This is a genomic window from Noviherbaspirillum aerium, assembly GCF_008929045.1.
In the GTDB taxonomy this organism is placed as follows: Bacteria; Pseudomonadota; Gammaproteobacteria; order Burkholderiales; family Burkholderiaceae_D; genus Noviherbaspirillum; species Noviherbaspirillum aerium.
In genome coordinates this window covers 141,952-161,161 of record NZ_VFAH01000003.1, presented here as the reverse complement: position 1 = coordinate 161,161, position 19,210 = coordinate 141,952, and the positions used below count along the sequence as shown (strand labels likewise).

Here is a 19,210-nt window from a genome sequence, read left to right as displayed (position 1 = left end):
GTCATGCTGTAAATGTTTAATCTTGGCAACGACCGCCAATGTAAGGGATACGCATGCCGCTGTCAAAAAAAGTTTCTCAAGAGTATGCTTTCACGACCTCTATATACATGACTACAAAACCATGGCCGATATTGCGACCGACTTGCCGGTCAAGCCTCGCATCCTGATCGCCGACGACTCCCGCATCGTAAGGGCTACGCTGATCAAGCATATCGAGGGGATGTTCGATTTTCGCGAGGCATGCAATGGTGAAGAAGCATGGGAAATGCTGCTGGCCGACCGGCATATCAAAGTGGTAATTACCGATATCACCATGCCGCGGCTGGATGGTTATGGCTTGCTGCAGCGTATCCGGCATTCCAGCATCACCCGCCTGCGGGAAATTCCAGTCGTGGTGATTTCAGGCAGCGATGAACAAGCCGAACGCGAGCGCGCCATCGCCGCGGGCGCCAGCGATCTTATTACCAAAGGCATAGGCACCGCCCATCTGGTTTCACGCCTTGATGTTCTTTCCACATTGACGACCACCCGGCAGGAGTTCCGGCGCAGTCTGGAATCCCTGGTGCAGGATGTGAACCCCGAAGCTCTCTTCGCGTTGCCGATGCAGGAACGATTCAATGCCGACGCATCGGCATTGCTGCAGAGTGCAGTCCAAGGCAGGCGCAATTTCGTGCTTCTTAGTGTCAGGCTTGCATTGCGCCGCATTGTCGCCGAGGGCGCCTGCGGTACTCCGCCGGCTTCGGTGATGGCGGCCATCGGCCAGTTATTGCGCCGTACCATCCGGCAGACCGATCATGTCGCGCAGACCGGCGAGGCCGAGTTCATGCTGGCTACCGGCAGCATCAATTTTGATGCCGCAATTATTTTCGCCCGGCGCATCTGTCACGCGATCGCCGACGCGGATATTGCCAATGAGGCAAGCGGGCATCTCTTCGCATGCTGCGGAGTGGCCTCGCTTTCCGAGCGCGGCTCTGCAACCGAGGACATCAGCCTGCTGCGCATGCAGGAAATCGCACGCAGGCGAGCCGAGCTGGGAATGGCACAAGGCTTCATCGGTGCGGTCGGAGAACAAGAGGAAGCTGGCGCGGCCAATGGCATGCCGCTGGCAGCGCCGGCGATCGAACATGCCGAAAGCGGCACCCCCGATGCGGCGACGCTGCTCCGCTGGATCCGGGAAGGAAGGCAAGAGCAGGTAAGACCTCACCTCGACAAGCTACCCGCCGAATTGCAGTCGCTGGCGGAACTCGTCATGAAACGCAGTCCGTCCTGACCACATTGCTGCGCTGCGCTGTGCGCGGCGGGGATGCCTGTCGTACAATCCACGCTTCTTCAGAAGGAGCTGGAATGCAAACAAAACCGATTCTCACACTCGACGACGCTAAAAAGATTGCCGCTGCCGCAGAAGCGGAAGCAAAGGCAAACAACTGGGCAGTGACGATTTCCATCGTGGACGACGGCGGCCATCTGCTGTGGCTGCAGCGTCTTGACAACGCGGCACCGGTCTCGGCCAGCATCGCTCCGGCCAAGGCCAAGACTGCGGCCATCGGCCGCCGCGAAACCAAGGTCTATGAAGACATGATCAACAACGGCCGTTATTCCTTCATCACTGCTCCTGTTATCGAGGGCATGCTGGAAGGCGGCGTTCCGATCGTCGTTGAAGGCCAGTGCATCGGCGCGGTCGGCGTATCCGGCGTCAAGTCCTCGGAAGACGTACAGATCGCCAGGGCAGGCATCGCCGCACTCGGCCTTTGACGCATGCTCTTTTGTCATTGCCGGAAAGGCAATGACGGCTCCGGCGGAGATGCGGATGCCGGCAATCGGCAACAGGTTTTTTGCTCTCCGCCGGGTTTGCAGTGAAGGTGGTTCTCGGCTATAATCTTGGGGTTTATCTAATCCAGTCCGCCGTAGCGCATACCCCTTCCATCTCGTCCCAAAAAGACCCGCAACATCCAGCGCATGCCGTTTGGTTGACGGTCGTTCTGGCGCGGCGCAGCGGCGGTAACCATCTCAGGAGTTACCCTTGCTGCCATTTTTTTCTGGCCAATCAGTTCCGGCTATCCTTGCGCTTGCAGACGGGTCGATTTTCCAGGGTTTTTCCATCGGTGCGCCCGGTCATACGATCGGTGAAGTCGTGTTCAACACGGCGATGACCGGTTACCAGGAAATCCTGACCGATCCCAGCTACAGCCGCCAGATCGTCACGCTGACCTATCCCCATATCGGCAATGTCGGCGTCAATGAAGAGGACGTCGAGGCCAGCCGCATTCACGCCGCCGGTCTGATCATCAAAGACCTGCCACTGATCACTTCAAACTTCCGCTCCAAGCAGAGCCTGTCCGACTACTTGAAGTCGGAAAACGTGGTGGGCATCGCCGGAATCGATACCCGCAAACTGACGCGCATCCTGAGAGAAAAGGGCGCGCAGAACGGCGCCATTCTCGCCGGCGAAGCCGATGTCGAGAAAGCACTTGCACTGGCAAAATCCTTCCCGGGGCTGGCTGGCATGGATCTCGCCAAAGTGGTGTCGACCAAGGAGTCCTACGTCTGGACCGAGACGGAGTGGAAACTCGGAGCAGGCTACGGCAAGCAGTCCGATCCCAAGTACCACGTGGTCGCCTTCGATTATGGCGTCAAGCGCAATATCCTGCGCATGCTGGCCGAGCGCGGCTGCAAGATCACTGTCCTGCCGGCGCAGGCGACAGCGAAAGAGGCGCTCGCCCTGAACCCGGACGGGATTTTCCTTGCCAACGGGCCTGGCGATCCCGAGCCTTGCGACTACGCGATCGCGGCAACCCGCGAACTGATTGACCGCGGCATCCCGACCTTCGGCATCTGCCTGGGTCATCAGATCATGGCCCTCGCATCGGGCGCCAGGACGCTCAAGATGAAATTCGGCCACCATGGCGCGAACCATCCGGTGCAGGATCTCGATACCAAGCAGGTCATGATCACATCGCAGAACCATGGCTTTGCCGTGGACCAGGAGACCCTGCCGTCCAATTGCCGCGTGACCCACGTCTCGCTGTTCGACGGTTCGCTCCAGGGCTTTGCCCGTACAGACAAACCGGCTTTCTGCTTCCAGGGCCATCCCGAAGCTTCCCCCGGTCCGACCGACGTCGCCCCCTTGTTCGATCGCTTCGTGGCGATGATGGAGAAACACAAAAATGCCTAAGCGCACCGACATTAAAAGCATCCTGATTATTGGCGCCGGCCCGATCATCATCGGCCAGGCGTGCGAATTTGACTATTCCGGCGCGCAGGCCTGCAAGGCCTTGCGCGAAGAGGGATACCGCGTCGTTCTGGTGAACAGCAATCCGGCGACGATCATGACCGATCCCGAAATGGCCGATGTCACCTACATCGAGCCGATCACCTGGCAGGCGGTCGAGCGCATCATCGACAAGGAACGTCCGGATGCCATCCTGCCCACCATGGGCGGCCAGACCGCGCTGAACTGCGCGCTCGACCTGCATCGCAACGGTGTTCTCACCAAGTACGGCTGCGAACTGATCGGCGCGACCCCGGAAGCCATCGACAAGGCGGAAGATCGCTCCAAGTTCAAGGAGGCGATGACCAAGATCGGTCTCGGCTCCGCGCGCTCGGGCGTGTCGCACACCATGGAGGAATCATGGGCGGTGCAGAAGGAACTCGGCTTTCCGGTCATCATCCGTCCGTCGTTCACGATGGGCGGCACCGGCGGCGGCATTGCCTATAATCCGGAAGAATTCGAAACCATCTGCAAGCGCGGACTCGAGGCATCTCCGACTTCCGAACTGCTGATCGAGGAATCGCTGATCGGCTGGAAAGAGTATGAAATGGAAGTTGTCCGCGACAAGAAGGACAACTGCATCATTGTCTGCTCGATTGAAAACCTCGACCCGATGGGCGTGCATACCGGCGACTCGATCACCGTCGCTCCTGCGCAAACCCTGACGGACAAGGAATACCAGATCATGCGTAACGCATCGCTTGCGGTGCTGCGCGAGATCGGCGTCGATACCGGCGGCTCGAACGTGCAGTTCGCGGTCAATCCCGCGGATGGCCGCATGATCGTCATTGAAATGAATCCGCGCGTTTCGCGTTCTTCCGCGCTGGCTTCGAAAGCGACCGGTTTTCCCATCGCGAAGGTCGCCGCCAAGCTGGCGGTCGGCTTCACCCTTGATGAACTGCGCAACGAGATCACCGGCGGCCAGACCCCGGCGTCCTTCGAGCCCAGCATTGACTACGTGGTGACCAAGGTGCCGCGTTTCGCTTTCGAAAAATTCCCGACAGCGGACAGCCACCTGACGACCCAGATGAAATCCGTCGGCGAAGTCATGGCTATTGGTCGGACCTTCCAGGAATCCTTCCTGAAAGCCCTGCGCGGGCTGGAAGTCGGCGTCGACGGCATGAACGAAAAGACCACCGATCGCGAGACCATCGAGGAAGAACTCGGGGAGCCGGGACCGGAACGCATCTGGTATGTCGGTGATGCGTTTGCACAAGGCTTCTCGCTGGAAGAAGTGCATCAGCTGACCCATATCGACCCGTGGTTCCTGGTTCAGATCAAGGAAATCGTCGACATCGAACTCTGGCTGGAAACACAGTCGCTGGAATCGCTCGACAAGACCACTCTTTTCAAGCTCAAGCAGAAGGGCTTCGCCGACCGGCGTCTCGCCAAGCTGCTGAAGACGACCGACAAGGCAGTGCGGGAACGGCGCCGCGAATTGAACGTGCGTCCGGTCTACAAGCGCGTCGACACCTGCGCCGCCGAGTTTGCGACCAGGACCGCGTACATGTATTCGACCTATGACGAAGAGTGCGAGTCGCAGCCGACGGACAAGAAGAAGATCATGGTTCTCGGCGGCGGTCCCAACCGGATCGGCCAGGGCATCGAATTCGACTACTGCTGCGTGCATGCGGCGCTTGCTATGCGCGAGGATGGTTATGAAACCATCATGGTCAACTGCAATCCGGAAACCGTCTCGACCGACTACGACACATCCGACCGTCTCTACTTCGAGCCGCTCACGCTGGAAGATGTGCTGGAAATCGTCGACAAGGAAAAGCCCCATGGCGTGATCGTCCAGTACGGCGGACAGACGCCGCTCAAGCTGGCGCTCGACCTGGAGGCCAATGGCGTGCCGATCGTCGGCACTTCCCCCGACATGATCGATGCGGCCGAAGACCGGGAGCGTTTCCAGAAACTGCTGCAGGAACTCAACCTGCGCCAGCCGCCGAACCGCACGGCGCGTACCGAAGAAGAGGCGCTGCGTCTTGCCCAGGAAATCGGCTACCCGCTGGTCGTTCGCCCGTCTTACGTGCTCGGCGGCCGTGCAATGGAAATCGTGCATGAACAGCGCGATCTCGAGCGCTACATGCGCGAGGCGGTCAAAGTGTCGAACGATTCGCCGGTTCTGCTCGACCGCTTCCTCAACGACGCCATCGAAGTGGATGTGGACTGTCTGTCGGACGGCCAGCGCACCTTCATCGGCGGCGTGATGGAACACATTGAGCAAGCCGGCGTGCATTCCGGCGACTCCGCCTGCTCGCTGCCTCCGTATTCGCTGTCGAAGGAAACGATCGAGGAGCTCAAGCGCCAGACTTCGCTGATGGCAAAGGGCCTGAATGTCATCGGTCTGATGAACGTCCAGTTCGCGATCCAGCAGCAGGAAATTGACGGCGCAATGAAAGACATCGTCTATGTGCTGGAAGTGAATCCGCGCGCATCGCGTACCGTGCCTTATGTGTCCAAGGCGACGGGTCTTCAGCTGGCAAAGATCGCCGCCCGCTGCATGGTGGGCCAGTCGCTCGACAGCCAGGGTGTCAAGCATGAAGTCGTGCCGCCGTATTACTGCGTCAAGGAAGCTGTCTTCCCGTTCAACAAGTTCCCGGGCGTCGATACCATTCTCGGACCGGAAATGAAGTCGACGGGCGAAGTGATGGGTGTCGGCAAGACCTTCGGCGAAGCGTTCGTAAAATCCCAGCTCGGTGCCGGCGTCAAGCTGCCGAAGTCGGGCAAGGTGTTCCTGAGCGTGAAGAACAGCGACAAGCCCCGCGCGGTGCAGGTTGCCAAAGATCTGGTTGAACTCGGCTTTTCATTGGTGGCGACCAAGGGAACGGCATCCGCCATCGGTTCCGCAGGAATTCCGGTAACGGCGGTCAACAAGGTTGTCGAAGGACGTCCGCATGTGGTCGATATGATCAAGAACAACGAAATCGTATTGGTCATCAACACCGTCGAAGAAAAGCGGACAGCGATCGCCGACTCCCGTGCCATCCGGACTTCGGCCTTGCTGGCGCGGGCAACCACGTACACGACGATTGCCGGGGCTGAAGCCGCAGTCGAGGGTATGCGGCATCTCGACGAACTGCACGTCTACGATTTACAAGGCTTGCATAAGTCTTTACACTAAGCCCACAAGTTTCAACTTAGCCACAGAGGTCACAGACGGTGCCGGGTTCACCCGGTACTATTTGTGACCTCTGTGGTTTTCATTTCCTGAAAAGAAAACCATGAGCACAGTTCCTATTACCAAGCACGGCGCAGAGCTTCTGAAGGAAGAGTTGCACCGCCTGAAAACCAAAGACCGTCCTGCCGTCATCAATGCCATTTCCGAAGCCCGGGCACAGGGGGATTTGTCGGAAAACGCCGAATACGATGCCGCGAAAGAACGTCAGAGCTTTATCGAAGGACGCATCGCCGAGCTCGAGGGCAAGCTGAGCGCAGCCCAGATCATTGATCCGAAGACTCTGGACGCGGAAGGACGCATCGTTTTCGCGTCCACCGTGGATCTCGAGGATCTCGAGTCCGGCCAGAAAGTGACTTACCAGATTGTCGGAGAGGACGAGGCCGACCTGAAGGAACTCAAAGTGTCGATCACCTCGCCGATCGCGCGTGCGCTGATCGGCAAGTATGCCGGCGATGTCGTCGAAGTGAATGCGCCATCTGGCATTCGCGAATATGAAGTGCTGGAAGTGCGTTACGTTTGAAGTGGCGATTGCATGCGGCTTGCCTGCAATCAGCCAGTCATCCTGCCATTGGCGCGATTGAAGGCGGTGGTGGCTGAAGGCCGGGTCGGGAACTGATTCTGAAGTCGCCTGCGGTGCGCCTGCCGGCAGGCGGCCTGGCACGGCGGGGAAGGCATCACTCGAATGTTTTTTGTCATGAACGTCCGGGAAGCCGCCTCCCGCTCTGCGCCGCCGTGGAAACCCGCATTCGGCGATCCAAACGAGAGGGTGCTGCAGGAAGAAGTCAGCGGCGGCCGAGCGCGAGCTTCTTCGAACTGGTTTGGCGCGGCTTGGCTCGCTTGACGTTGCCGCCCGCGGTCACGCGTTCATTGCCCTTCAGGACAACCTTGGTCACTGTTGGGCGCTTTGTTCCGCTCGGGCTCGGCTTGACGATCGTCACTTCACGCAGGCCCTTGCCGCGCTTGTCGCCGCGTTCCTTGGCAGCTTCCTTCTTGGGGCGGTAAAGCACGAGCAGCTTGCCGATATGCTGGATCGGCGCCGCATCCAGTTTTTCGCAGATCGTTTCGTACATCCCGATGCGTGCTTCACGGTCGTCGCCGAACACGCGTACCTTGATCAACCCATGCGCATCCAGGCTGGAGTCGATTTCCTTGAGAACCGAAGGCGTCAGTCCCGATTCGCCGATAATGACGACCGGATTGAGAGCATGGGCTTCGGAACGAAGCGCGCTTCGTTCCGCAGGGGTAAGTTTCAGCATATTTAATGATTCCTTAAAAGCGGTATTCTACGCGAATGGCCAAGAACAAATTCAACAAAAACTGGTTGCACGACCATATCAACGACCCTTACGTCAAGCTGGCGCAGAAGGAAGGCTACCGTGCGCGCGCCGCCTACAAGCTCAAGGAAATCGACGAGGAGGAAAAACTGATCCGGCCCGGGCAGATCATTGTCGATCTGGGCTGCACGCCGGGCAGCTGGTCGCAATACGTGCGCAACAAGCTGGCGGGGCAGGCGGGGGGCGGAATTCACGGCACCATCATCGGTCTGGACATGCTGCCCATGGAACCCATCGCCAATGTCAATTTCATCCAGGGCGATTTCCGCGAGCAGGCCGTGCTGGAACAGCTGGAAGCGGTGGTCGCCGGACGCAAGGTGGATCTGGTCCTGTCCGACATGGCGCCCAACCTCTCGGGGGTAGCCATCAGCGACGCTGCCCGTGTCGAGGATCTGATCGATCTGGCAATCGAATTTGCTCGTGCACACATGAAACCTTCCGGTGCGCTTCTCGTCAAATGCTTCAACGGGACTGGGTACTCGCAGCTTGTTGAAAAATTCCGCCAGGAATTCAAAACCGTTACCCAGAAGAAGCCCAAAGCCAGCAGGGACAAATCCTCCGAAATCTTTTTGCTTGGAAAAGTTCTGAAAAACCCTTCCCAATGACAAGTTGATTTCTTGTCAACCCTTGATTTCAATCTCCCCAATCGCACATGCAGCCTAGCAAGCACTGATTATTGCGAGTAGAATCAATTTTACAAGTAATGTAAATATAGGCGCAGCTGCGTCTAAGGAGTTCTAGTGAACAACATGTTTTCGAAAGCCGCCATATGGGTGGTGATCGCCCTGGTGCTGTTTACCGTCTTCAAGCAGTTCGACGGTCGTACTCTCGCAGGAGGCGCGACGTCCATTCCTTATTCCGATTTCCTGGATGAGGTGAAGGCGAAACAGATCCGTGAGGCGACGATTGAAGATCGCACCATCGTCGCCACGACGAACGATGGCAAGCGCATCAAGACGGCAGTTACCTATCTTGACCGTGGCCTGATCGGTGATCTGGTGAACAACGGCGTCAAGTTCGACGTCAAGCAGCCGGAAGAGCAGTCCTTCCTGTCCCAGGTATTCATTTCCTGGTTCCCGATGCTCCTGCTCATCGGCGTCTGGGTGTTCTTCATGCGGCAAATGCAGGGCGGCGGAAAAGGCGGTGCGTTTTCCTTCGGCCGCTCGAAGGCGCGCATGCTCGATGAAGCCAGCAATACCGTCACTTTTGCCGACGTCGCAGGCTGCGACGAGGCCAAGGAAGAGGTGCAGGAGCTGGTCGACTTCCTTCGCGATCCCACCAAGTTCCAGAAGCTCGGCGGACGCATTCCGCGCGGCGTGCTGATGGTCGGTCCCCCGGGTACTGGTAAGACACTGCTGGCACGTGCAATTGCGGGCGAAGCCAAGGTCCCGTTCTTCACCATCTCCGGTTCCGACTTTGTTGAAATGTTCGTCGGTGTCGGCGCCTCGCGCGTTCGGGACATGTTCGAAAATGCAAAGAAGCATTCCCCCTGCATCATCTTCATCGACGAGATCGATGCCGTTGGCCGCCACCGCGGTGCCGGCATGGGCGGCGGCAATGATGAGCGCGAACAGACCCTCAATCAGCTGCTGGTCGAGATGGACGGTTTCGAAGCCAATTCCGGTGTCATCGTGATTGCCGCAACCAACCGTGCGGACGTGCTGGACAAGGCGCTGCTGCGCCCCGGTCGTTTCGACCGCCAGGTGATGGTCGGTCTTCCCGACATCCGCGGCCGCGAGCAGATTCTCTATGTTCACATGCGCAAGGTGCCGATCGCGCCTGACGTCAAGGCTGACATCCTGGCGCGCGGTACGCCCGGTTTCTCGGGTGCAGATCTCTCCAATCTCGTGAACGAAGCTGCCTTGTTTGCCGCACGCCGCAACAAGCGTCTCGTGGAAATGCAGGACTTCGAGGATGCGAAGGACAAGATCGTGATGGGTCCGGAGCGCAAGTCTGCGGTCATGCGCGAGGAAGAGCGCCGCAATACGGCCTTCCATGAGTCCGGTCATGCAGTGGTTGCCAAGCTGCTGCCCAAGGCCGATCCCGTTCACAAGGTCACCATCATGCCGCGCGGATATGCGCTTGGCCTGACATGGCAGCTTCCCGAGCATGATCGCGTGAACATGTACAAGGACAAGATGCTGGAAGAGATCGCGATCCTGTTCGGCGGCCGCATCGCCGAAGAAATCTTCATGCACCAGATGTCGACCGGCGCATCGAATGACTTCGAGCGTGCAACCAAGCTTGCCCGCGCCATGGTCACGCGTTACGGCATGTCCGAGACACTCGGCACCATGGTTTATGAAGACAGCGAGCAGGATGCCTATTTCGGACGCATGAGCGCAAAAACCGTTTCCGAGGCTACCCAGCAAAAGGTCGATACCGAAATCCGTTCCATCCTCGACGCGCAGTACGCGCTGTCGCGCCGCCTGCTCGAGGAAAACAAGGAAAAGGTCGAAATCATGGCGAAGGCCCTGCTTGATTGGGAAACGCTGGATGCCGATCAGATCAACGACATCATGGAAGGCCTTGAGCCGCGTCCGCCGAAGGCCGGCGTACCGGTCAAGCGGTCTCCGTCGGATAGTGCCTCGGGCGGTGTTTCGCCCAACGCCACTGCACCGGCCTGATCGAGGAAATTTGATTCGATGGTATAAGGGTGGGGAGAAATCCTCACCCTTTTTCATTTCCGGCGCACGATGATGAATAAACAGTTTTTGCAGTGTGGCCGCTATCGCCTGCCGATAGGCGAGGAGCATGGCACACCCCTGGTCATGGGCATACTCAATGTCACGCCCGATTCCTTTTCGGATGGCGGGCAGTTTCACTCTCTGGATCTCGCCTTGTCCCGCGCAGAACAGATGATTGCGGATGGCGTGGACATCATTGATATCGGCGGCGAGTCAAGCCGGCCCGGAGCCGAGCCCTTGCCGCTGGATGAAGAACTGCGGCGCGTCATGCCTCTCATCTATGCGCTCCGGGATTGCGGCAAGCCGCTTTCGATAGACACTTACAAGACGGAAGTCATGCGAGAAGCCATCGCCGCCGGCGCCGACATGATCAACGACATCAACGGATTCAGAGCGGAGGGGGCGTTGCGTGTGGTCAATGAAAGCGAGTGCGCGTTGTGTATCATGCACATGCAGCGCGATCCGCAAACCATGCAGGCAGGGCCGCAATATACGGATGTCACCAGGGAAGTGATTGAATTTCTCGGTGAGCGGATTGGAGCGCTGCGCAGTGAGGGAGTGGAACTGGAAAGGATCTGTATCGACCCCGGTTTCGGATTCGGCAAAACGCTGCAACACAATCTGACGCTGCTCAAGGACCTTGGCAGGATGGCGCGGGAACTCGATGCTCCAGTCTTGGCAGGCCTCTCGAGAAAGTCCATGATAGGCGCAATTACCGGCAAGCCGATTGAGCAGCGCCTTGGCGGCAGCCTTGCTGCAGCGCTGAGTGCAATCGCGCATGGTGCCCGCATCGTGCGGGTTCACGACGTGGCGGCAACGGTCGATGCGATCAAGGTCTGGCAGGCAGTTGAAACAATGAAGAAGGACAGCAAATGACACGCAAATATTTTGGCACCGATGGCGTGCGGGGACGCGTCGGCGTTCTGCCCATCACACCGGACTTCGTGATGCGCCTCGGCTATGCGGCCGGCAAGGTGCTCGCCCAGGAAGCGACCAGCAACGGCAAGCCTGTCGTACTCATCGGCAAGGACACCCGCATCTCCGGATACATGCTTGAGGCGGCGCTTGAAGCCGGTTTTGCGGCGGCGGGTGTCGATGTGATGCTGGCAGGGCCCATGCCTACGCCAGCCATCGCTTATCTGACACGTGCGCTGCGACTGTCGGCGGGTGTCGTCATCTCCGCTTCGCACAACCCCTACGACGACAACGGCATCAAGTTCTTTTCCGAGTCGGGCAACAAGCTGCCGGACTCCGTCGAGGAGGCGATCGAAGCCGCGCTCGAAGGCCCGATGGAATGCGTGTCTTCCGAAAAGATGGGCAAGGCCAAGCGCCTGTTCGATGCCCAGGGCCGCTATATCGAATTCTGCAAGAGCACCTTCCCCAACGAACTCGATCTGCGTGGACTGCGCATCGTCGTCGACTGTGCTCACGGCGCCGCCTACCATATCGCACCGGACGTATTCCACGAACTGGGCGCGGAAGTGATCGCCATCGGCAATCAGCCGAATGGCACCAACATCAATGACGGTTTCGGCGCCACCGCTCCCGGCGCACTGTCGGCCGCCGTGAAGTCGCACCGCGCCGACCTCGGCATCGCGCTTGATGGCGATGCAGACCGGTTGCTGATGGTCGACTCCAGCGGGCGCCCCTACAACGGCGATGAACTGCTTTACGTGATGGTGATGGACCGCATGGCCACGGCGCCGGTGGAAGGCGTGGTGGGCACGCTCATGACCAACATGGCGCTGGAAGTGGCACTGCGCGAAATGGGCGTCGGCTTTGCGCGCGCCAAGGTCGGCGACCGCTATGTGCTGGAAGTGCTGCAGGAGCGTGGCTGGCTGATCGGCGGAGAAGGGTCGGGGCACCTCCTGTTCCTCGACAAGCACACCACGGGCGACGGCATCGTCTCGGCGCTCCAGGTGCTGTCGGCGCTCAAGCGCAGCGGCAAGACCCTGCAGGAAGCGATCGCGCCCCTGCAGTTGTTCCCGCAAAGCCTGATCAATGTAAAGGTCACTCCCGGATTCGACTGGCAGAAGAATGCAGCCGTTGGCGAAGAAAAACGCATTGCCGAATCCGAGCTCGGCGACAGCGGCCGCGTGCTGATCCGCGCCTCCGGCACCGAACCGCTGGTACGCGTGATGGTGGAGGCAAGGAACGCCGACCTTGCCCAAACGATGGCGCGGAGAATTGCAGACAAGATCGCTGCCTGACTGAAGACTGGCATCAGGCGGCGAGGGCGGGTTTGTCTTGGCCCTGGTCGCCGCCGAGTTGAATTGCCGCTGGAACAGGGCGTGACATGGCGAGGGCATGGCAAGGAGTCACAACCTAGTGCCAGCGGCAGTTCAACCGTGACCGGCAGGCAGGTCAGAGTGGAACCGTTTCAGAGGTCATCCAAAACGAGCCGGCGATTTGTGTCCAATCGCAAGTTATAAATTGACCGGAAGGCCTGACATCGGTATGATGCAAGGCTCTCGGGGCGTAGCGCAGCCTGGTAGCGCACCTGATTTGGGATCAGGTGGTCGCACGTTCGAATCGTGTCGCCCCGACCAGAAAATGCAGTATGAATACGGCTTCCGAATTTAGTGAAAACTAACCGGAGGCCGTTTTTCTATACGGCTCGAAACCGGCATATTCGACTCGGTTGGAAATTTTCTGCGAATTCCATCAGCAAGCCAGTTTGAAACAGTAGCACTGATGGAATATTGCTGAAGGTGTCACGAGAATGATGCAATCAGCTTTCCCGTGCCCGCAGCGATGCGGGCGGATGGCCAATACGACTTCTGGATAAGCCCATGCTGGCCATGTACTTCGAGGCATTCCAACTGCAATCGCACCCGCATGCTTGCGGCATGCAGATGGTCATTGAAAGCAATGGCCAATAGAGGTAATATCCGCAGGCCTGAGGCAATTATTGCTCAAAGCATACATCCATCGCGTTGCCGTCATTGCGCCTTGCTGCGCAAGCGCCTTTCGACGCAGACTCGAGGAATTCCACAGACTGCCCATAGCTCAGCTGGATAGAGCAACGGCCTTCTAAGCCGTAGGTCACAGGTTCGACTCCTGTTGGGCAGGCCACACTTTCCGAGTATTCCAACGATTCCGTTTGCCTCGTTGTCAGGATGACTGCAGCGGGCGTACGCGCTTTCCCGCTCCGCATTCTCCCTCGTACACTTCGGTAGCGCGCTGCGCCTTTTTCCTTGCCTTGTCGGACGCTTTTCCGGTTGCGGCCGCAGCATCGTCGCGGGCCCAGCGCTGGCGTCGCTCCAGCGAATCGCAGCGCCGGTCCATTGCTGCTTGTTTTCGTTCTGCTCGCTGCCGTTTCCTGCTGGCTTCCGCTTCATGCTTTCGACGCTGCGCTTCCAGTTGCCGCAGCTCTTTCTTGCTGGCGGCCAGGCCTTTCTCGATGCGGCGTGCATTGCTTGCCGCATCCGGCGGCGCATCGGCGATGTCAAGCTTGCGCCCGCTCGCGCAGGGCTGGTCGCTGTAGCTGGTCTTGCCGTCCACGTCGCAGCGATAGACCGCATGCGATGCACCGGAAAAAGTCAGCAGCGCCGCGGTCAGCGCAAAGAAAAGATAGCGCATCCGTTTCCTCAAATTTCCTCAGATGACCTTGCCGGGATTCATGATGTTGAGCGGGTCGAGCGCCTGCTTGAGCGTACGCATCAGCCGCAGTTCGACATCGGACTTGTAGGCACGAACTTCCTCGCGCTTGAGCGCGCCGAGGCCGTGTTCGGCGGAGATCGATCCATTGAAACGATGAACGCTGTCATGCACGACGCGATTGATGGCGGCCTGGTGTTCGATGAACGCATCCTGGGAGCCTTCTTCCGGCGGCGATACGTTGTAGTGCAGATTGCCGTCGCCGAGATGACCGAACGTCACCATGCGGCAGCCGGGAAACTGTTCCTGCAGCTGCACATCGGTCACGCGGATGAACTCGCCGATCAGCGATATCGGCACCGACACGTCATGCTTGATGTTCTTGCCTTCTTCCGCTTGCGCAAGGGGAATATGCTCGCGCAGATTCCAGAGCGCCTTCGACTGGGCAATGGAAGAGGCGATTACCGCATCCTGTGCAATCTCCTGTTCCAGGGCTTCCGTGATCAAGCCTTCGAGCAGCGTATTGGCATGGTCTTCCGATTCGCTGTCGGACAGCTCCAGCAGCACATACTGCGCGTAGGGCTGGGGGAAGGGCAGGCGCATCTGCGGGAAATGCTTGGTCACGAGTTGCAGGCAGAGATTGGACATGAGCTCGAAGCCTGTCAGCGCGGCGCCGCAGCGCTCCTGCGCCAGCGACAGCAGCCGCAGTGCATGTTCGGGCGTCTCCATTGCCGCCAGGGCGGTCAGCTGGCCTTTCGGCTGCGGGAAAATTTTCATGACTGCGGCAGTGATGATGCCCAGCGTGCCTTCGGCGCCGACATACAGGTCGCGCAGGTCGTAACCGGTGTTGTCCTTGCGCAGGCCGCGCAAGCCATCCCAGATTTCGCCGGCCGCAGTCACCACTTCCAGTCCGAGGCAGAGCTCGCGCGCGTTGCCGTAGCGCAGCACCGCAGTGCCGCCGGCATTAGTGGCAAGATTGCCGCCAATCGTGCAGCTGCCCTCGGCGGCGAGCGACAGCGGAAACAGGCGCCCGGCCTCCTCGGCCGCGTTCTGGATCTGTTCAAGTATGCATCCCGCATCGACCGTCATGGTGTTGTTGATGGTATCGACGTTGCGGATGCGGTTCAGGCGCGACAGCGAGAGGACGATGGCCGTGCCGCTCTGGTCGGGCACGCTGCCAAGCACGAGGCCGGTGTTGCCGCCCTGCGGAACGACCGGCACGCGATGCTCGTTGCAGAGCCTGATCACCGCCGCCACTTCTTCGGTATTTGCCGGTCGCACCACTGCCAGCGCCTTGCCGGTGTAGCGCCTGCGCCAGTCGGTCAGGTAGCGTTCAAGGTCGGCAGGTTCGGTCAGCACATTGGCCGCACCGACGAGGGTGCGGCAGGTATCGATGAATTCGCTCATTTGGATGCTTTTTGTATGGCTTGCTGCGCAAGTTTCTTGGCCGCCTGCTTGTAGGGACGCAGGAACATGATGGTGCAGACAAAAAATACGCAAACCAGACCGATCTCGACCATGCCCAGGATGGCGGACAGGCCCTTGTCGCTGGTGGCGCGCACGATGCCTTCGGTCAGGTAAAGCAGTATCAGCATGGATGACCACTGCATGGTGTAGATGTTCCGCTTGAGGACGCCGCGCAGCGGCAGCAGCAAGGGCAGCACCTTGAGCACCATCCAGGAACCTCCCGGACGCAGCGGATCGAGGAAGAGTTCCCAGGCCACGCATAGCAGGATCAGTATCACCAGGCTGCCCGCCGCGCCGAAGTAGCAGGCCCGTTGCAGTTTGCTTGTCATGCCGCGCTCCTTAACCGCATCGCGGTATCCGCGAGCCGTCTGCCGAGCGCCACCGCGAGGGCGCGCGAATCGTCGGACAGCGGCTGGTTGCCGCCCGCGCCCGACCAGTGGCTGGCGCCGTACGGCGTCCCGCCCGAGGCGGTCGTCATCAATTGAGGATGGGTATAGGGAAGACCGAGCAGCAGCATGCCGTGATGCAGCAGGGGAATCATCATCGACAGCAGCGTCGATTCCTGGCCGCCGTGCAGGCTGCCGGTAGACGTGAACACGCAAGCCGGCTTGCCCGCCAGCGCGCCCGACAGCCACTCGGTTGTCGTCCCGTCGAGAAAATACTTGACCGCCGCGGCCATGTTGCCGAAACGGGTCGGCGACCCCAGTGCCAGGCCGGCGCATTCCCGCAGATCCTGCAGGTCGACATAGGGCGCGCCGTCGCTCGGGATATCCGGTTCGACGGCCTCCGCGACGGTGGACACGGCGGGCACGGTGCGCAGCCTGGCTTCGCAGCCGGACACGCTTTCCACTCCCTGGGCGATCAGTTCGGCCAGTTTGCGAGTGGAACCATGGCGGGAATAATATAAAACGAGGATGGAAAGTTCAGACGAATTCATGCTTGGTATTATAGGATGCTTTGGAACCCGCCAAACACTGCCAGACACGCATGCCGCAGCCTCCGCAAACACGCCGGGTATTTCCGTTCACCCTGCCCATCTTCCGCAATTTTCCGCTGGAGGACGTGCACGGCTTGATCCAGTTCGCCCGCCGGCGCCTGAACGAGGAGCGCTTGCCCCAGGTTGTGGGGAGTCTGACCTTCACTACAGTGCTGGCACTTGTGCCCCTTCTCACGATCGCCTTTGCCATTTTCACGACGTTTCCCTTGTTCAATACCTTTCGCGAGGGACTGGAAGCGTACTTCATCAAGAGCCTGATGCCCAAGGCGATTGCCAATACCATCCTCGGCTATCTCAGCCAGTTCGCCAGCAAGGCGACGCGCCTGTCGGCCATCGGGGCGGTGGTGCTCATCATGACGGCGCTCATCATGATGCTCACGGTCGACAGGGCGTTCAACCAGATCTGGCGCGTCAGGACCGCACGGCCTTTCTCGCAGCGGCTGATCATCTACTGGGCCATCGTTACCCTCGGCCCCTTGCTGATCGGCGTATCGATCACATTCACCTCGGACCTGTTCCGCGCCACCGATGGCCTTATCACAGGACTGCCCGTGATCGGCGCCACCTTCTATACGCTGCTGTCGGTGCTGCTGACAATGTGCGCCTTCACGCTGCTTTACATGACCGTGCCGAACCGTACCGTCGACTGGAGGGATGCGGCCTGCGGCGGCCTGCTTGCTGCCGTGGCCTTTGAAATCGCCAAGAAAGTCTTCGTCATCTTCATCACCAAGATTCCGACTTATACCGTCATTTACGGCACTCTGGCTGCCTTGCCGCTGTTCCTGATCTGGATCTATGTGTCATGGTGGATCACCCTGATGGGCGCCGTGCTGGCATCCGCGCTGCCGATCGTCAAGTATGAGCGCTGGTGGCATGTTCCCACGCCCGGCAGCGCATTCATCGATGCGATGGCCATTCTCACGGTGCTCAATGAAGCGCGTTCGAAGGGCGCCAACGCCGCGGTGGATGCGCGCACCCTGCGTTCGCTGACGCGGCTGGGATTCGACGAGTCGGAAATGCTGCTGCAGCAGATGCTGGATGCCGGATGGGTAGGACGTATCCGGCCGGAACAGAAGAGGCGGGTGAAGTTCGGCACCCGGCTTGCCGAAGGACTTGATGCATGGACCCTGCTGGCCAATCCCGGGCAACTCAAGGTGGCCGACGTCTACCGCGTTTTTGTGTTCAATACCGGCGGCAACGCGACGCTTGCCAGGCAGGTCGAGACCGCGGTGGAAGACGGGCTCGGACAGAGCCTGGCCGATTATTTCGCCACCGGAAAAATTCCGGTATCAAAGCCGGTGGAGCCCGTGCAGCCGGCCTGACTTCGATGGCGGAATTCAGAAGGACGCCTGCCCGGTGAGCATCTGCCAGTACATGACCCAGTCACCCATGAAGGAGTACAGCGGATGTCTGAAGGTGGCCGGCTGGTTCTTTTCAAAAAAGAAGTGGCCGATCCAGGCAAAGCCGTAGCCGCAGACCAGAGCGGCGAGCAGCCACCAGAGGTTCGCGGTCAGCATCAGTGCGCCCAGGCAGAACAGGGCAAGCGTCGAACCGATGAAATGCAGTTCCCTGCAGGTCCGGTTCGAGTGCTCGCTGAGGTAGGCGGGGTAGAACTCGGTGAACGATGAAAACTCCCTTTGCATGACATCAGCCATCACATCCTCCTCGGGATTTTACGGTTGCATACGCGGTGAAGCAGCGGAAGCCGAGTACAGCCAGTTCAGTGTGCTCCGATGCCGCGCCGCCATGTTGGCACCAAGCAGACACATTTACAGAGTAGTCGTGCCCGCTCCGGCATGCAACCCTAATCCCGTGGTGCGGTGCGGCAAGGCGCCCGCACTTCGCCCACGTTGCGCCCGCACGTATTGCTTACCTGAGGAAGTCGAACAGCGTATCAAGCACGGCATCGGGCTGCTCGGACATCAGTGCATGCCCGCAGTGGTCGAGCTGAACCGTGCGGGCGTGGCTGATGATGGCAGCCAGACCGGACGCAGCTTTCGGAGGCGTCATCATGTCGCGCTTGCCGAGGAGGAAGAGCGTGGGGCAGGTGACGGCACGTGCCGCGTTTTCCCCGTTCGCATAGGCATTGCAAGCCGAGAAATCGGTATGGAACACCGGTGCCTGCTGGTTCGCGGACAGGCGCTGCATCAGCCGGCGGTTCACGCCGAGCACGGAAAACCCCGGCCCGGGACATGAGGGCTTTTGCATGAAGGTGGAATGCGACCAGATGTTCACCATGTCGATGGCTTTCTGCTCCTCGTTCAGTGAAGCGTCGAGCAGCGCTCCCGACACCCGCATCGGATATGCCGTGCCCACCAGCGCCAGCTTGCTGACGCGTTCCGGCGCGCGGCAGGCGGCTTCGAGCGCAACCAGCGAACCCATGCTGTGGCCGACCAGCGCGGCGTTCCTTGCACCGGCGGCATCGAGCAGGGCCAGCAGCCAGTCCGCCATGGCTTCCACGCTGGACAGCGGCTCCCCCTTGCTGCGGCCATGCCCGGGCAGATCCACCGCCAGCACGCCGAAGCCGTGATGGGCGAAATAGCGGGTCTGCAAGGCCCAGACCGAATGATCATGCTGCGCGCCGTGGACGAACACCGCGGTTGGCAATTCGGGCGAGTAGGGCTTGCCGCCGGTATAGCAGTAGGCATCGTGCCCGTTGCCGTTGATCATCAT

General features: G+C 59.7%; 17 protein-coding genes and 2 tRNA genes. 12 read left to right on the top strand and 7 right to left on the bottom strand.

The window, feature by feature from the left end:
- Window positions 1-121 precede the first annotated feature (121 nt).
- From FH061_RS06560 to greA, 5 genes are all read left to right on the top strand, one after another.
- Window positions 122-1,270 (top strand): response regulator, encoded by a 1,149-nt coding sequence (locus FH061_RS06560; RefSeq protein WP_151634228.1) that lies wholly within the window; start codon window positions 122-124, stop codon window positions 1,268-1,270.
- A gap of 74 nt (window positions 1,271-1,344) precedes the next feature.
- Window positions 1,345-1,752, top strand: coding sequence for a GlcG/HbpS family heme-binding protein (locus tag FH061_RS06555; RefSeq protein WP_151634226.1), 408 nt, complete (start codon window positions 1,345-1,347; stop codon window positions 1,750-1,752).
- 268 nt (window positions 1,753-2,020) lie between these two features.
- The gene (gene carA / locus FH061_RS06550) at window positions 2,021-3,172 is read left to right on the top strand and encodes a glutamine-hydrolyzing carbamoyl-phosphate synthase small subunit (protein ID WP_151634224.1); all 1,152 of its coding nucleotides are present in this window, start codon (window positions 2,021-2,023) and stop codon (window positions 3,170-3,172) included.
- Entirely contained in the window at window positions 3,165-6,395 is a 3,231-nt protein-coding gene (gene carB, locus FH061_RS06545; RefSeq protein WP_151634222.1) for a carbamoyl-phosphate synthase large subunit, read from the top strand. The genes carA and carB overlap by 8 nt, the downstream gene beginning before the upstream one ends.
- 100 nt (window positions 6,396-6,495) lie before the next feature.
- Window positions 6,496-6,972, top strand: a complete 477-nt coding sequence (gene greA / locus FH061_RS06540) for a transcription elongation factor GreA (protein ID WP_151634220.1) — start codon at window positions 6,496-6,498, stop codon at window positions 6,970-6,972.
- 262 nt (window positions 6,973-7,234) lie between these two features.
- Here greA and yhbY read toward each other — a convergent pair whose 3' ends face one another.
- Entirely contained in the window at window positions 7,235-7,708 is a 474-nt protein-coding gene (gene yhbY / locus FH061_RS06535; RefSeq protein WP_151634218.1) for a ribosome assembly RNA-binding protein YhbY, read from the bottom strand.
- Window positions 7,709-7,743: 35 nt separating this feature from the next.
- Between yhbY and FH061_RS06530 the strand changes: the two genes are divergently transcribed.
- The 6 genes from FH061_RS06530 to FH061_RS06505 all read left to right on the top strand — a co-directional run bounded on the left by FH061_RS06530 (window position 7,744) and on the right by FH061_RS06505 (window position 13,548).
- Window positions 7,744-8,391: an RlmE family RNA methyltransferase gene (locus tag FH061_RS06530; RefSeq protein ID WP_151634216.1), complete on the top strand. Its 648-nt coding sequence runs from the start codon at window positions 7,744-7,746 to the stop codon at window positions 8,389-8,391.
- A gap of 135 nt (window positions 8,392-8,526) precedes the next feature.
- Complete coding sequence (gene ftsH, locus FH061_RS06525; protein ID WP_151634214.1) at window positions 8,527-10,413, top strand: ATP-dependent zinc metalloprotease FtsH; 1,887 nt, start codon at window positions 8,527-8,529, stop codon at window positions 10,411-10,413.
- A gap of 72 nt (window positions 10,414-10,485) precedes the next feature.
- A complete protein-coding gene (folP, locus tag FH061_RS06520; RefSeq protein WP_151634623.1) occupies window positions 10,486-11,349 on the top strand; it encodes a dihydropteroate synthase in 864 nt (287 codons plus the stop codon).
- Window positions 11,346-12,683, top strand: a complete 1,338-nt coding sequence (gene glmM, locus FH061_RS06515) for a phosphoglucosamine mutase (RefSeq protein WP_151634212.1) — start codon at window positions 11,346-11,348, stop codon at window positions 12,681-12,683. Before folP ends, glmM begins: the two co-directional genes overlap by 4 nt.
- A 262-nt stretch (window positions 12,684-12,945) precedes the next feature.
- A tRNA-Pro gene (locus FH061_RS06510) sits at window positions 12,946-13,022 on the top strand.
- 449 nt (window positions 13,023-13,471) lie between these two features.
- A tRNA-Arg gene (locus tag FH061_RS06505) sits at window positions 13,472-13,548 on the top strand.
- 39 nt (window positions 13,549-13,587) lie between these two features.
- Here the strand turns inward: FH061_RS06505 and FH061_RS06500 are convergent.
- Genes FH061_RS06500 through wrbA form a run of 4 tightly spaced genes read right to left on the bottom strand, consistent with a single transcriptional unit; the run spans window position 13,588 to window position 16,477 of the window.
- Window positions 13,588-14,055 carry a DUF4124 domain-containing protein gene (locus FH061_RS06500; RefSeq protein ID WP_151634210.1) on the bottom strand — a complete coding sequence of 156 codons (468 nt, stop codon included), beginning with the start codon at window positions 14,053-14,055 and terminating at the stop codon, window positions 13,588-13,590.
- 18 nt (window positions 14,056-14,073) lie between these two features.
- Window positions 14,074-15,480 (bottom strand): FAD-binding oxidoreductase, encoded by a 1,407-nt coding sequence (locus FH061_RS06495; RefSeq protein ID WP_151634208.1) that lies wholly within the window; start codon window positions 15,478-15,480, stop codon window positions 14,074-14,076.
- Window positions 15,477-15,869, bottom strand: coding sequence for a DUF2069 domain-containing protein (locus FH061_RS06490; RefSeq protein WP_151634206.1), 393 nt, complete (start codon window positions 15,867-15,869; stop codon window positions 15,477-15,479). Before FH061_RS06490 ends, FH061_RS06495 begins: the two co-directional genes overlap by 4 nt.
- Window positions 15,866-16,477, bottom strand: coding sequence for an NAD(P)H:quinone oxidoreductase (gene wrbA, locus FH061_RS06485; RefSeq protein WP_151634204.1), 612 nt, complete (start codon window positions 16,475-16,477; stop codon window positions 15,866-15,868). The genes FH061_RS06490 and wrbA overlap by 4 nt, the downstream gene beginning before the upstream one ends.
- Before the next feature lie 50 nt (window positions 16,478-16,527).
- On the opposite strand from wrbA, the gene FH061_RS06480 reads away from it, so the two are divergent.
- Window positions 16,528-17,859 (top strand): YihY family inner membrane protein, encoded by a 1,332-nt coding sequence (locus tag FH061_RS06480; protein WP_151634202.1) that lies wholly within the window; start codon window positions 16,528-16,530, stop codon window positions 17,857-17,859.
- 15 nt (window positions 17,860-17,874) lie between these two features.
- Here FH061_RS06480 and FH061_RS06475 read toward each other — a convergent pair whose 3' ends face one another.
- Window positions 17,875-18,192: a DUF962 domain-containing protein gene (locus tag FH061_RS06475; protein WP_151634200.1), complete on the bottom strand. Its 318-nt coding sequence runs from the start codon at window positions 18,190-18,192 to the stop codon at window positions 17,875-17,877.
- A 214-nt stretch (window positions 18,193-18,406) separates the two neighbouring features.
- Window positions 18,407-19,210: an alpha/beta fold hydrolase gene (locus FH061_RS06470; protein ID WP_151634198.1), complete on the bottom strand. Its 804-nt coding sequence runs from the start codon at window positions 19,208-19,210 to the stop codon at window positions 18,407-18,409.

Excerpts from the sequence above, each read along its gene's own strand:
- FH061_RS06560 (WP_151634228.1), top strand. The coding sequence starts at position 122 with ATGGCCGATATTGCGACCGACTTGCCGGTCAAGCCTCGCATCCTGATC.
- FH061_RS06555 (WP_151634226.1), top strand. The coding sequence starts at position 1,345 with ATGCAAACAAAACCGATTCTCACACTCGACGACGCTAAAAAGATTGCC.
- carB (WP_151634222.1), top strand. The coding sequence starts at position 3,165 with ATGCCTAAGCGCACCGACATTAAAAGCATCCTGATTATTGGCGCCGGC.
- greA (WP_151634220.1), top strand. The coding sequence starts at position 6,496 with ATGAGCACAGTTCCTATTACCAAGCACGGCGCAGAGCTTCTGAAGGAA.
- yhbY (WP_151634218.1), bottom strand. The coding sequence starts at position 7,708 with ATGCTGAAACTTACCCCTGCGGAACGAAGCGCGCTTCGTTCCGAAGCC.
- FH061_RS06530 (WP_151634216.1), top strand. The coding sequence starts at position 7,744 with ATGGCCAAGAACAAATTCAACAAAAACTGGTTGCACGACCATATCAAC.
- folP (WP_151634623.1), top strand. The coding sequence starts at position 10,486 with ATGAATAAACAGTTTTTGCAGTGTGGCCGCTATCGCCTGCCGATAGGC.
- glmM (WP_151634212.1), top strand. The coding sequence starts at position 11,346 with ATGACACGCAAATATTTTGGCACCGATGGCGTGCGGGGACGCGTCGGC.
- FH061_RS06500 (WP_151634210.1), bottom strand. The coding sequence starts at position 14,055 with ATGCGCTATCTTTTCTTTGCGCTGACCGCGGCGCTGCTGACTTTTTCC.
- FH061_RS06495 (WP_151634208.1), bottom strand. The coding sequence starts at position 15,480 with ATGAGCGAATTCATCGATACCTGCCGCACCCTCGTCGGTGCGGCCAAT.
- FH061_RS06490 (WP_151634206.1), bottom strand. The coding sequence starts at position 15,869 with ATGACAAGCAAACTGCAACGGGCCTGCTACTTCGGCGCGGCGGGCAGC.
- wrbA (WP_151634204.1), bottom strand. The coding sequence starts at position 16,477 with ATGAATTCGTCTGAACTTTCCATCCTCGTTTTATATTATTCCCGCCAT.
- FH061_RS06480 (WP_151634202.1), top strand. The coding sequence starts at position 16,528 with ATGCCGCAGCCTCCGCAAACACGCCGGGTATTTCCGTTCACCCTGCCC.
- FH061_RS06475 (WP_151634200.1), bottom strand. The coding sequence starts at position 18,192 with ATGGCTGATGTCATGCAAAGGGAGTTTTCATCGTTCACCGAGTTCTAC.
- FH061_RS06470 (WP_151634198.1), bottom strand. The coding sequence starts at position 19,210 with ATGATGATCAACGGCAACGGGCACGATGCCTACTGCTATACCGGCGGC.